The organism is Falsigemmobacter faecalis (assembly GCF_003863335.1).
Classification (GTDB): domain Bacteria; phylum Pseudomonadota; class Alphaproteobacteria; order Rhodobacterales; family Rhodobacteraceae; genus Wagnerdoeblera; species Wagnerdoeblera faecalis.
Window position 1 is genome coordinate 118,693 of the sequence record NZ_RRAZ01000006.1, and the last position, 12,409, is coordinate 131,101.

At 63.8% G+C, this 12,409-nt stretch carries 13 protein-coding genes; 5 read left to right on the forward strand and 8 right to left on the reverse strand.

Annotated elements, in window-relative coordinates; translation table 11 throughout:
• Positions 1-51 precede the first annotated feature (51 nt).
• Both EG244_RS05685 and EG244_RS05690 read right to left on the reverse strand, forming a co-directional pair.
• The gene (locus EG244_RS05685) at positions 52-1,431 is read right to left on the reverse strand and encodes an L-serine ammonia-lyase (protein ID WP_124964045.1); all 1,380 of its coding nucleotides are present in this window, start codon (positions 1,429-1,431) and stop codon (positions 52-54) included.
• Between the two features lie 11 nt (positions 1,432-1,442).
• On the reverse strand, positions 1,443-3,701 hold the full coding sequence (locus EG244_RS05690; protein ID WP_124964046.1) for a transglycosylase domain-containing protein: 2,259 nt from the start codon (positions 3,699-3,701) through the stop codon (positions 1,443-1,445).
• A 277-nt stretch (positions 3,702-3,978) separates the two neighbouring features.
• On the opposite strand from EG244_RS05690, the gene EG244_RS05695 reads away from it, so the two are divergent.
• Both EG244_RS05695 and EG244_RS05700 read left to right on the forward strand, forming a co-directional pair.
• Positions 3,979-4,317: a P-II family nitrogen regulator gene (locus EG244_RS05695; protein WP_124964047.1), complete on the forward strand. Its 339-nt coding sequence runs from the start codon at positions 3,979-3,981 to the stop codon at positions 4,315-4,317.
• Between the two features lie 29 nt (positions 4,318-4,346).
• The gene (locus EG244_RS05700; RefSeq protein ID WP_124964048.1) at positions 4,347-5,708 is read left to right on the forward strand and encodes an ammonium transporter family protein; all 1,362 of its coding nucleotides are present in this window, start codon (positions 4,347-4,349) and stop codon (positions 5,706-5,708) included.
• 147 nt (positions 5,709-5,855) lie between these two features.
• Here EG244_RS05700 and EG244_RS05705 read toward each other — a convergent pair whose 3' ends face one another.
• The 3 genes from EG244_RS05705 to EG244_RS05715 all read right to left on the reverse strand — a co-directional run bounded on the left by EG244_RS05705 (position 5,856) and on the right by EG244_RS05715 (position 7,778).
• Positions 5,856-6,929, reverse strand: coding sequence for a 5-(carboxyamino)imidazole ribonucleotide synthase (locus EG244_RS05705; protein ID WP_124964049.1), 1,074 nt, complete (start codon positions 6,927-6,929; stop codon positions 5,856-5,858).
• A 51-nt stretch (positions 6,930-6,980) separates the two neighbouring features.
• A complete protein-coding gene (gene purE, locus EG244_RS05710) occupies positions 6,981-7,481 on the reverse strand; it encodes a 5-(carboxyamino)imidazole ribonucleotide mutase (RefSeq protein WP_199737811.1) in 501 nt (166 codons plus the stop codon).
• Positions 7,482-7,559: 78 nt separating this feature from the next.
• The gene (locus tag EG244_RS05715; protein WP_124964050.1) at positions 7,560-7,778 is read right to left on the reverse strand and encodes a YdcH family protein; all 219 of its coding nucleotides are present in this window, start codon (positions 7,776-7,778) and stop codon (positions 7,560-7,562) included.
• 197 nt (positions 7,779-7,975) lie between these two features.
• Here EG244_RS05715 and EG244_RS05720 point away from each other — a divergent pair, with 197 nt between their 5' ends.
• Both EG244_RS05720 and EG244_RS05725 read left to right on the forward strand, forming a co-directional pair.
• Entirely contained in the window at positions 7,976-8,389 is a 414-nt protein-coding gene (locus tag EG244_RS05720) for an Hsp20 family protein (RefSeq protein WP_124964051.1), read from the forward strand.
• Between the two features lie 53 nt (positions 8,390-8,442).
• Positions 8,443-8,670 carry a DUF1150 family protein gene (locus tag EG244_RS05725; RefSeq protein WP_124964052.1) on the forward strand — a complete coding sequence of 76 codons (228 nt, stop codon included), beginning with the start codon at positions 8,443-8,445 and terminating at the stop codon, positions 8,668-8,670.
• A 36-nt stretch (positions 8,671-8,706) separates the two neighbouring features.
• Here the strand turns inward: EG244_RS05725 and EG244_RS05730 are convergent, their stop codons facing one another.
• Entirely contained in the window at positions 8,707-9,483 is a 777-nt protein-coding gene (locus tag EG244_RS05730; protein ID WP_233588916.1) for an esterase/lipase family protein, read from the reverse strand.
• A gap of 82 nt (positions 9,484-9,565) precedes the next feature.
• On the opposite strand from EG244_RS05730, the gene EG244_RS05735 reads away from it, so the two are divergent.
• A complete protein-coding gene (locus tag EG244_RS05735) occupies positions 9,566-10,015 on the forward strand; it encodes an NUDIX domain-containing protein (RefSeq protein WP_124964053.1) in 450 nt (149 codons plus the stop codon).
• Between the two features lie 3 nt (positions 10,016-10,018).
• On the opposite strand, the gene ubiB is transcribed toward EG244_RS05735, so the two are convergent.
• Both ubiB and ubiE read right to left on the reverse strand, forming a co-directional pair.
• Positions 10,019-11,569: a 2-polyprenylphenol 6-hydroxylase gene (ubiB, locus tag EG244_RS05740; RefSeq protein WP_124964054.1), complete on the reverse strand. Its 1,551-nt coding sequence runs from the start codon at positions 11,567-11,569 to the stop codon at positions 10,019-10,021.
• Positions 11,570-11,572: 3 nt separating this feature from the next.
• Positions 11,573-12,325, reverse strand: coding sequence for a bifunctional demethylmenaquinone methyltransferase/2-methoxy-6-polyprenyl-1,4-benzoquinol methylase UbiE (ubiE, locus tag EG244_RS05745; RefSeq protein ID WP_124964055.1), 753 nt, complete (start codon positions 12,323-12,325; stop codon positions 11,573-11,575).
• Positions 12,326-12,409 lie beyond the last annotated feature (84 nt).

The window sequence follows — 12,409 nt, forward strand, 5'->3', positions numbered from 1 at the left end:
GAAGCCGGGGGTGCGGGGGCGGGCACGCCCCCGCCCTGCCCCGCCCGTCTGTCAACACTCCGGAATATTCACCGCGAGACCGCCCAGAGAGGTCTCTTTGTAGCGCGTATCCATATCGCGCCCGGTCTGACGCATGGTCTCAATACAGGCATCGAGCGAGACCAGATGCTGCCCGTCCCCGCGCAACGCGAGAGAGGCCGCCGCGACCGCCTTGATCGCGCCCAGCCCGTTCCTCTCGATACAGGGCACCTGCACAAGCCCCGCGACCGGATCACAGGTCATCCCAAGGTGATGCTCCAGCGCGATCTCAGCGGCATTCTCCACTTGTTCCGGGCTGCCGCCCAGCACCGCACAAAGCCCCGCCGCCGCCATGGCTGCGGCAGAGCCGACCTCCGCCTGACAGCCGCATTCCGCGCCTGAGATCGAGGCATTATGCTTGCACAGCCCGCCAATCGCCGCCGCCGTCAGCAGAAATTCCCCGACCCGCGCCTCCGAAGCCCCCGGCACATGATCAAGCCAGTAGCGGATCACCGCAGGCACCACCCCCGCCGCGCCATTGGTGGGCGCGGTCACCACCTGGCCCCCGGCTGCGTTTTCTTCATTCACCGCCATGCCATAAAGGCTGATCCAGTCGTTGATGATATGGGGCGCCGAGACATTCAGTCCGCGCTCCGCCAGCAGCGCCTGATGGATGCCCCGCGCGCGGCGGCGCACCTTCAGCCCGCCCGGCAGGATCCCCTCTCCCGCAAGACCGCGGTCCATGCAGTCGCGCATCACCCGCCAGATCCGCATCAGCCCGGCATCAAGATCCTCCGGGCTGCGCAGCGCCAGCTCATTGGCGCGCTTCAGCGCCGCGATGCTCAGCCCCGTGGATTTCGCCATGGCCAGCATCCCGGCCGCCTTATCAAAGGGATAGGGCACCACAGGCCCCCGGGGACCAAGCCCCGACTGCCCCGCCGCCAACTCCGCCGCGGTCAGCACAAAGCCGCCGCCGACCGAATAATAGGTCTCCTCGAACAGCAGATCGCCCTGAGCGTCGAGCGCCTGAAGCACCATCCCATTGGCATGCCCCGGCAGCGAGGGGCCGAAATCCATCGCCAGATCGCGCCGGGGGTCGAATTTCAGCTCCCCCAGCCCCTCGACCGGGATCCGCGCGCTGGCCGTAATCGCGGCCATCGCCGCCTCTGCCGCCACCGCATCAAAGGTCTCGGGCAGAAAGCCCGCGAGCCCCAGAATGACCGCGCGGTCCGAGGCATGACCCACCCCGGTCAGCGCCAGCGAGCCATGAAGCCGCGCCCGCAGCGCTTTGGGCTGAAAGGGGCTGGCGCGCAGCCGCCCGAGAAAGCGGCCCGCCGCCACCATCGGCCCCATGGTATGACTGGAGGAGGGGCCGATGCCAATTTTGAACAGATCAAAGACAGAAAGAAACATCGCGCCCGGCCTTACCAGCGTCCGCCAAGCAGATTGTCGAGCACGCCATTGATCTGATCCCCAAGGCTCGGAGCCGGACCGATTGGCGTCCTTTCAATATAGCCGCCCTGGGCGTTCGGATCGTTGGGATTATAGCCGGGGTTATAATTCGGATCACCATAGCCATCCGACTGCGCGGTTGAGGTATTGCTGGTATCGGGCCGCGCACGCGGCTCGGGCACTTTCACGGGCAGCGGGCGGGCGGGCAGACCTTTGTGAACGCGGGTCATCACCTCCTGCCAGATCTCAGCGGGAAGACCGCCGCCCGTCACGCCGGTCAGCGGACGGTTGTCGTCATAGCCCATCCAGACCCCGGCAACGTAATCCGCCGTAAAGCCCAGGAACCAGGCATCACGCGCCCCTTGGGTGGTGCCGCTTTTGCCCGCGGCCTCCCGCCCCGGGAGTTTCGCCCGCGTCCCGGTGCCGCCCTCGATCACCTGTTTCAGCATCCAGGTCAGATACTGCGCCGCGTCTTCCTGGATCACCCGCTCGCCGATACCGCCGCTCTGCGTCAGCAGCGGGTTCTTTTCGCCCCGCAGCGTCAGATCGATCATGCCGTAAGGCTTTACGGCCGAGCCGCCGTTCAGGATCCCGGCATAGGCCCCGGTCATCTCCACAAGCGTCGCCTCTGACACCCCAAGCGCCAGCGCCGGGCCATTGGCCAGATCCGAGACGATGCCGAAATCTTCGGCCACTTTGCGCACCGCCTCACGGCCAGCCGATTCCGAGACCCTGACGGCGGGAATGTTCAGCGACTGCTTCACCGCCTCTGCCAGGGTCACAATGCCCGAAAAGCGCCGGGTGTAGTTCTGCGGCGTCCAGGGACCCGAGCCGGGGATATTCAGCGTCAGCGGGCTGTCGTCGACGAAATCCATCGGCGAATAGCCCAGATCCAGGGCCGCCGCATAGACGAAGGGCTTAAAGGCCGATCCGGTCTGCCGCCGCGCCTGAGACGCCCGGTTGAAACTGCCCGGTGCCGCTTTATTGCGCCCGCCCACCATGGCACGCACCGCACCATCAGCAGACATCACCACCACCGCGGCCTGGGCGACCGAGCCCTCACGGACCTTATTGGTGAAGATATAGCTGACCGCATCTTCGGCGGCCTTTTGCAGATGCTGATCCAGCGTGGTGTGCAAAATCACATCTTCCGTGGTTCCGCGTGCCAGATAAGAGGGCACCGAATCCATCACCCAATCGGCAAAATAGCCCCCCGCAGGCTGCGTCGCCTGGGGCGAAAGCGTGGCCGGAGAGGCGCGCGCCGCATCGGCCTCAGCTTTGCTCAGAAGGCCCTGCTCCTGCATCAGGCCCAGAACCACATTCGCCCGCGCCTGCGACCGCGCCAGATTGCTGGTCGGCGCATAGGTCGAGGGCGCGACCAGCAGACCCGCCAGCATGGCGGCTTCCTGCGCGTTCAGCTCGGCTGCGGATTTTGCGAAATAGCGCTGCGCCGCCGCCTCAAAGCCGCGGGTGCCCGCGCCCAGATAGGCCCGGTTCAGATAGATCGTCAGAATGTCGTCTTTGGAGTATTTCCACTCCAGCGCCAGCGCATAGGGCATTTCCTTGAGCTTGCGCACCAGCGAGCCGCGACGGCAGTCGGTCTCATATTCGGTCTCATTCTTCCAGCGGGTCGCATCGTAGTCGACCCCAAGGCACAGAAGTTTCGCGACCTGCTGCGTGATGGTCGAGCCACCGTGACCCTGAAAGGGTTTGCGCCCTTCGGACATATTGATGCGGATCGCGCCTGCAATGCCCCGCGGGCTGACGCCCCAGTGGCCGTAAAAGCGCTTATCCTCGGTGGCGATCACGGCATTGCGCAGATATTTTGAGACCTTCTCGGCGCGCACATCGCCGCCATAGGTCTCGCCGCGCCAGGCGAAGACATCGCCTTCATTGTCCAAAATCGTGACCGAGCCCCGCGCGCGGCCATCAAGAAGCGCGTTCAACTCAGGAAGCTGTGAATAGAAATAGAAGGTCACCGCAAAGATGCCGAGGGCAACCACGGCCCCGACCCGCCAGATCAGACCCCAGAACACCCGGAAAATTGCCCCGAAAATCGCGCCGAAAAAGCGACCCACCGGCCCCCCACGACGCCCGCCACCGCCCGAGCCACCGCCTGTGCGGCGGGGCTTGGCGGCAGGTTTACGCGGTGCTGCGGCCGCAGGTTTCCGGGCGCTGACTGCACGGCGCGGCGCCACCAGCGGGGTACGATTACTCGGTCTGCTCGTCATTCGGCCTAACGCCCCCGGACGCACCGGCGGCCCCTGATTGGTTTTGCGCACATTAAACCGGAAGCGGGCTGAGGCGAAGCTCAAAACCCATCACGATTCGCGTCACAACCCCGCCCAAGGATTAAGCACGAGGGCCTCTCTGTGCAAAAATTGTGCAATTTCACGGGATTCTGCCCCTTTTTCGGACCAGCTCAATCTGTGCATCGGCGGCTTTTTGCTTTGTCGTGAAGTCACAGAACCGCGAGGGCCATTCAGGCAGCCCACAAAGGGGGAAGACGTGAAACTCATCATTGCGACGATCAAGCCATTCAAGCTGGAAGAAGTCCGCGAAGCACTGACCAAAATTGGTGTGCGCGGTATGATGGTCACTGAAATCAAAGGCTTCGGCACCCAGTCCGGTCACACCGAGATCTATCGCGGCGCCGAATATGCCGTGAATTTTGTGCCGAAAGTAAAGCTTGAGCTGGTGGTTCAGGACAGCATGGCCGACCAGGTCACCGAGACCATCCGGGCCGCTGCCATGACCGGCAAGATCGGCGACGGCAAAATTTTCACGCTCGACGTTGAAGCCGCGCTGCGCGTGCGCACCGGCGAGACCGACGACAACGCCCTCTGACCCGCCTGACCGCGAAGGACAAAGCAAAAATGCTGAAAGATCTTAAAATTTCCGGGCTGGTCGCCGCGAGCGCGCTGATCTTAGGCGGTCTTCCCGCCCTTGCACAGGATGCCCCCGCCGCCGCTGAAGCCGTGGCGGCTGTGGCGGTGGAAACCCCGACCGATATGGTCTTCATCATGAACTCGCTGATCATGATGCTGGGCGGGATCCTGGTCTTCTGGATGGCGGCCGGTTTCGCCATGCTGGAAGCCGGTCTGGTGCGTTCCAAAAACGTCACCATGCAGCTGCTGAAGAACGTCTCGATGTTCGCCCTGGCCTGCTTTGCCTATTACATCATCGGCTATTCGATCATGTATCCGGGCGATGACTGGACCATTGCCGGCATCTTCGGCAAATTCGGTGCCGCAGCGCTGGAAGCCGTTGGCCTGTCGCGTGATGCGGCGGATGCCTATGATTATGCCTCGACCTCTTCGGATTTCTTCTTCCAGGTCATGTTCTGCGCCACCGCCGCCTCGATCGTCTCGGGCACTGTGGCGGAGCGGATCAAACTCTGGCCCTTCCTCGTCTTCACCCTGGTGCTCGCCATTGCGATCTACCCGGTGCAGGGCTCGTGGAAATGGGGCGGTGGCTTCCTTGATGAAGCGGGCTTCCTCGACTTCGCAGGCTCGACCCTTGTGCACTCGGTGGGCGGCTGGGCGGCTCTGACCGGTGCGCTGATCGTCGGTCCGCGTCTGGGCAAATATAAAGACGGCCGCGTCACCGCTTTCCCGGGTTCGAACCTGCCGCTGGCGCTGCTGGGCACGTTTATCCTCTGGATGGGCTGGTTTGGCTTCAACGGGGCCTCGCAGCTGGCGCTTTCCTCGGTGGGGGATGCTGCGGATGTCGGCCGCGTGATGGCCAATACCAATGCTGCTGCCGTCGGTGGTGCGATTGCCGCGCTGATCCTGACGCAGCTGGTGTTCAAAAAGGTCGATCTGACCATGGTGCTGAACGGTGCGCTGGCCGGCCTCGTGTCGATCACCGCAGAGCCGCTGACCCCGGGTCTGGGTTCGGCCACGCTGATCGGTGCCGTGGGTGGCGCGCTGGTGGTCTTCCTGGTGCCGCTGCTGGATAAGTTCAAAATCGATGACGTGGTCGGTGCGATCCCGGTTCACCTGGGCGCTGGTATCTGGGGCACCATTGCGGTGGTCTTCACCAACCCCGATGCCTCGCTCTTTGTGCAGCTGAAGGGCATCGTGATCATCGGTCTCTTTGTGATCGTCACCTCGGCCATCGCCTGGCTGGTCATCAAAGCGGTCATGGGTCTGCGCCCGAGCGCGGAAGATGAGATCAACGGTCTGGATAAGTCGGAGCTGGGCATGGAAGCCTATCCGGAATTCACCAACCGCTGATCTGAAAAATGGATCTGAAAAGCCCCGGGTGCATCAGGCATCCGGGGCTTTTTGCTGCCCGGTTGCAAAGATGAGTATTTGGGAAAAGCCAAAGCAAAAGGCGCGCCCGGTGGCAGGGGCGCGCCTTTTTGTCAGTGCCGGGCCAGATCAGCTGCGCGGTTTGACGCGGTTGATATGGGCCATTTTGCGGCCCGGGCGGGCCTCGGCTTTGCCGTAGAGATGGAGGGCAGTGCCGGGCTCGCGGGCGTAGTCAGCGAGGCGGGTGATATCCTCGCCGATCAGGTTTTCCATCACCACATCGGAATGGCGGCTGCCATCGCCGAGCGGCCAGCCGGTCACGGCGCGGATATGTTGTTCAAACTGATCGACCGCGCAGCCGTTCTGCGTCCAGTGGCCGGAGTTATGCACGCGCGGGGCGATTTCATTGACCAGAAGGCCCTGAGGCGTGACGAAAAGCTCTACCCCCATGACGCCGGTGTAATCAAGCGCATTGAGGATGCGGGCCGCGATCAGCACCGCGTCCTGGCGCTGCGCCGGGCGCAGGCTGGCGGGGACGGTGGTGCTGTGGAGGATGCCTTCGCGGTGGATATTCTCACCCGGATCATAGGCGGAGACCTGGCCATCAAGGCCCCGGGCAGCGATGACCGAGACCTCATGGGTGAAATGGACGAAGCCTTCGAGCACGGCAGGCGCGCCCTGCATGGCTTCAAAAGCGGCCTCAGCGTCGGAGGCGTCGCGCAGGCGGGCCTGGCCCTTGCCGTCATAGCCGAGGCGGGTGGTTTTCAGGATGGAAGGCGCGCCGATTTTGGCGACGGCGGCGGCCATATCGGCGGCGGTTTCAACCGGGGCCCAGGGGGCGGTGGTGAGGCCGAGATCATTGAGGAAAGTTTTCTCTGCCACCCGGTCCTGGCTGACGGCCAGAGCGCGGCGGCCCGGGCGGATCGGCTTCAGGCTTTCGAGCAGATCAAGCGCGGAGGTGGGGATATTCTCAAACTCATAGGTGATGACATCCACGGCCCCGGCGAAGGCCTGCAGGGCGGCGGCATCCTCATAGGAGGCCGTGGTCAGCGCATGGGCCACGTCGGCGGCGGGGGGATTGGCGGCGGGCTCATAGATGTGGGTTTTATAGCCCAGTCGCGCGGCAGCCACGGCGAGCATCCGCCCGAGCTGTCCTCCGCCGAGGATCCCGATCACTGCACCGGTGGGAAGCGGCATGGTCATCTTATGCACCTGCCCCCGAATGGCCCGAGGCGCGGCCCCCTGGGGTCAGGGTCAGTCGTCGGAGGGCTCATCGGGGATGGAGGCGGAGAGCGCCTCACGCCAGGCGTCCAGCTTTACAGCCAGAGCCGGATCCGAGATCGCAAGGATCCCTGCCGCCATAAGCCCCGCATTGGCAGCGCCCGCAGCGCCGATGGCCATGGTGGCAACCGGGAAGCCTTTGGGCATCTGCAGGATCGAATAAAGGCTGTCGACGCCCGAGAGCGCTTTGGTCTGGACCGGCACGCCGATCACCGGCACGCGGGTTTTGGAGGCCATCATGCCCGGCAGGTGGGCCGCGCCGCCTGCGCCGGCGATGATGACTTTCAGGCCACGGCCTGCGGCCTCTTTGCCATAGGTCCAGAGCCGGTCGGGCGTGCGGTGTGCCGAGACAATCTTCGCCTCATAGGCAATGCCCAGCTCGTCGAGGATCTTTGCCGCTTCTTTCATGGTCGGCCAGTCGGACTGGCTGCCCATAATGATGCCCACTTCAATGGCTTTGTTCATATCGCTCATCAGACCCTCCGCGGCGTCAGCGCCGCATAGCCTGCCACGCCCGTCAGGGCAAGGCGCGGCGCGGTGCAGAGAGGGATTTCAGGCAATGATATCGGGGATCAGCCGGTCACTGATGACGGCGATCTGATCTTTCAGGCAGAGCTTTTGCTTTTTCAGGCGGCGCAGGGTCAGCTGATCGGCGCGGCCCGATTGCTCAAGGGCGAGGATCGCGGCGTCCATATCGCGGTGCTCACGCTGCAGAAGTCCAAGGCGGACCTGCAAAACATCTTCCTGGCTCATCTCAGCGGGGATGCTCATCGGGGGCCTTCCAAAGTGAATCACGCCTCTTCGGCGCAACCATAGCGGAAAGGGGCCTCTGCGGGAAGGCCATGCGCCTTTGGCTTTGCGCTGCGGCAAGGGGTTGTTGCAGGCCGACGCGCGCCCCATATTAAACTCTGACGGGCCGGCCGGTGACCGGCGGCCTGCGATATGTCGCTTGCTTCAAGGGCATCGGAATGACGACGAAAAGTTTCGGGGGATATCCCTTCCTCCTTGGGTTTGAGCAGCTGGAACGGCTGGTGGAACGCACGGCGAAAAGTTCAGGCGACGGCTATCCGCCGTTCAATATTGAACGCCTGGGCGAGCATGACTACCGCATCACCCTGGCCGTGGCAGGCTTTCGGGAGGCGGAGTTGCAGATCACCGTCGAAGACCGTCAGCTGGTGATTCGCGGCCGTCAGGACGAGGGGCCTGAGCAGCGGGTTTTTCTGCACCGCGGGATCGCCGCGCGGCAGTTCCAGCGCAGTTTCGTGCTGGCGGAAGGGGTGGAGGTCGCGGGTGCGAGGCTGGAGAACGGTCTTTTGCACGTCGATCTGAAACGCTCGGTCCCCGATGTGGTGGTACAGCAGATCCGGATCGTAACGGCCTGATCCGGCGAAGCGCCTTCCCTGCCTGTTAAGAGAGCGCCTGAAAGGAGACGATCATGAACCATCCCTATTCCTTCGGCCCGGAGAAAGGCGATAAAATCGTCTATATCCGCGAGGTTGCCGTGGCGGATCTCCCCGATGAGGTGCGCGAGCAGGTTCCCGGAGTCGATGTCCTTTACTCTGTGCACAGCCCCGATGGTGAGCGGCTGGCCCTGGTGAAGGACCGCAGTCTGGCCTTTACCCTTGCGCGTGAGCATGAGTTCGCGCCGGTCAGCGTGCACTGAAGATTTTGCGGCCCCGGCGACCTGTCGGGGCCGTGCTTATTCGCCTTTCAGCGCCTCTGTGCCAAGCGCTGCAAGGCGGCGTGAGGCCTCAAGAAAGTCGAGGTTCGGCTCAAAGCTACCGTGGTGCAGAAAATTCAGCACCTGCACGATGACGAGGGGCGAATTCATCAGGAAGGTATGGGTGACAGGCAGCGTCAGATGCGCGGCCATGCCCGCAACTTTCGTGCTTTCCACCGACACTTTCCCGTCGTTTTCCGCACCGATCAGCGCGGAGTAAAGCGGGTTCAGCGAGCGGCTGCCCGCAATCACTCCGAGCGGAAAATCCACGGGTGGCAGGCGGTTGGGCAGGGATCGCGGGCCGGTGCCCAGCTCCATCCCGGCGGGGCCGTTCAGCCGGGAAAAGCCCGGCACGGTGCCCAGCTTATCAACCAGTTCAGAGCCTTTGTTCGGCGGGGCCAGCATGACCGTACGGCCGAGATTCTTCGGGCGGTGCTGTGTGAGCCAGAGCCGCAGCAGAATGCCGCCCATGGAATGGGTCACGAAATGCACCCTGCCCCGTCCCTCACATTCCGCCACCGCAGGGCCAACCCAGCCGCCCGCCAGGGCCGAGACGCTGCCCGCCGTTGAGGGATAGCCCGAGTTCACCACATAATAGCCGCTCGCCTCCAGCGCGGCCTGCATTACCAGCATCGAGACCTCCGTGCGCGCAAGCCCGTGCAACAGGACCACGCAGTCGCCCGGCTGTGCGGCCGTATCGGCCAGTGCCCCCGCCGGGGCGAGGGCAAACGTGACGGCGGTGAGAAGCTTTTTCATAGCCTGAGACTGATCCTGTCTGTGCGCGCCCGCAAGTCACTTGCGGCTCGACAGCGCCCCGGCGGCAGGCGAGAACTGGCTTATGAAACCACGCCCGCCCCGCCTTGCCGTCCGCGCCGTCATTTTACAGCAGGATCGCCTGCTGATCGTGAATGCTTATCCGCCCGGGGGGACGGAATTGTGGTGTGCCCCCGGCGGAGGGGCAGAGCCGCACAGCTCTCTGCATGAGAACCTTGCGCGCGAGGTCTTTGAGGAAACCGGGCTGCATGTGCGGGTCGGTGCGCCCTGCCTGATCAATGAGTTTCACGACCCCGAGCGCGGGTTTCACCAGGTCGATCTTTATTTCCGCTGCGAAATCCTGGCGGGCGCGCTGGATGAGGCCTGGGTGGACCCTGAGGCCATTGTCACCCGCCGCCGCTTTGTCAGCCGCGATGAGCTGGCCGGTCTGCCTCATAAGCCTGACAGCCTTGCCGCCGTGGCCTGGGGGGATGAGGGGATCTCTTACGACCCCCTCGAACTGCTGATCCGCTGAGGCTCAGAGGAATTTCGCAAAGCAGACGCCCAGCGCCACCCCGGCGAGAGCCAGCGTGCCGCCGCCCATCATCTGCATGAACCCGCTGTTGCGGGGACGGCGCGGCGGGGCAAAGCGGCGCTCTTCCTCTGCGGCCTGGCGGCGCAGCGCGGCATCGGCCATGGCCGGAAGCCGCGGACCAAAGCGCGACAGCACCCGCGCGGTGCGCATCAGATCACGCACCACCGCCTTCGGCCCGATGCTCGAGCGGATGTAGTCTTCCACCACCGGACGCGCGACATCCCAGATATTGATATGCGGATCGAGGGTGCGGGCCACGCCTTCCACCACCACCATGGTGCGCTGCAGAAGGATCAGCTCGGTCCGGGTTTCCATGCCGAACCGCTCGGTCACCTCAAAGAGATAGGCCAGCAGGCGTGCCATGGAGATACGGGTCGCATCCATGCCGAAGATCGGCTCGCCCACCACCCGCAGGGCGGAGGCGAATTCGTCGATATCGCGGTCGGCGGGCACGTAACCGGCCTCAAAATGCACCTCCGCCACCCGGCGGTAGTCGCGCTTGATGAAGCCAAACAGGATCTCGGCATAGACCCGGCGGGTATATTCATCGAGCCGCCCCATGATGCCGAAATCATAGGCGATAATCTCGCCCTGAAGATCGACCTTCAGGTTGCCCTGGTGCATGTCCGCATGGAAATAGCCGTCGCGCAGCGCATGGCTGAGGAAAAGCTGCAGCACCCGCGCCGCCAGCGCCTGACGATCGAGGCCCGCCGCATCGATCGAGGCGGTATCGGCAAGGCTCATCCCTTCGACCCAGTCGAGGGTCATGACCTGACGGGCCGACAGCTCCCAGATCGGGCGGGGCACGCGGAAACCTGCATCCTTGCCGGTATTGGCGGCAAATTCAGCCGCCGCGGCACTTTCAAGGCGCAGATCAAGCTCCGCCTGCACCACGCTGTCGAAATGCGCCACCACATCCGTGGGCCGCAGGCGGCGCGAGAAGGGCGCAAGACGCTCCATCCAGGTCGCCGCCAGATAGAAGGCGTCGATGTCCTTGCGGAAGGCTTTGGCGATGCCGGGGCGCAGCACTTTGACGGCCACTTCCTGCCCCGTCTCGCGCAGACGGGCGCGGTGGACCTGGGCGATGGAGGCCGCGGCCACCGGCTCGGAGAACTCAGAGAAGGTCTCCTCAACCGAGACCCCCAGATCGATCCCGATGATGCGGCGGGCCTCTGCGGTCGGGAACGGCGGCAGGCGGTCCTGCAGCATTTTCAGCTGCTGCGCCAGTTCCGGCCCCACCACATCGGGGCGGGTCGAAAGGATCTGGCCGAATTTGATATAGGCCGGGCCCAGCGCGGTGATGGCGCGGGTGGCGGGCGGCAGGCTTTCATCGCCCTTCAGCCCCAGCCACTTAAAGGGCCAGCCTAAGAGACGCGCCGCCATCCGCAGCGCGGGCGGTGCCTCCACAGCCTCCAGCAGGACAGAGGCCGCGCCGGTGCGCTCCATGGTGGCTGCCGTGCGGATCAGCCGCCAGATATTGTGAGGTCCGCGCATGACTTAAATTTTCCAGCCGGAATGCAGCGCCGCAATGCCCATGGTCATATTGCGATATTTCACCTGCTCAAAGCCCGCGGTGCGGATCATGGCGGCGAAAGCCTCCTGATCCGGGAACTGACGGATCGATTCAACCAGATATTGGTAGCTGTCGCGATCGCCCGTTACCACTTTGCCCATCGGCGGGATGATATTGAAGGAATACCAGTCGTAAACCTTTTGCATCATATCATTTGGGATCTGGCTGAATTCCAGCACCATCAGACGGCCACCCGGGCGCAGCACGCGGTAAGCCTCTTTCAGCGCATCGGGGATCCGGGTCACGTTGCGGATGCCAAAGCTGATCGTATAGGTGTCAAAGCTGTTGTCGGGGAAGGGCAGCGCCATGGCGTCGCCCACCACCCAGTCCAGACGCTCTGAGAGATTGCCCGCCTCTGCGCGCTGACGGCCCGCGATCAGCATCTGCTCGGTCATATCGCAGACCACGGCTGAGCTGCCCTTTGCGCGCTCAAGGAAGCGGAAGGCCACATCCCCGGTGCCGCCCGCGACATCCAAAAGCCGCTGACCGGGGCGCGGGGCCAGCCAGTCCATCATGGCGTCTTTCCAGATCCGATGGATCGAAAAGCTCATCAGATCGTTCATTACGTCATATTTCGACGCCACGGACGTGAAGACCTCATGGACCATGCCGGCCTTCTCGGACTCCTTTACGTCGCGAAATCCGAAATGCGTTGTTGCCTCGTGTTCGCCCGACATGCCGCGTCCTCGCCCGAAATCTGCCTTATCCGGCATATAGCCTCTGAGGGCCGCTTGGAAAACCGGCTTTCGCAAAAGGAGGCC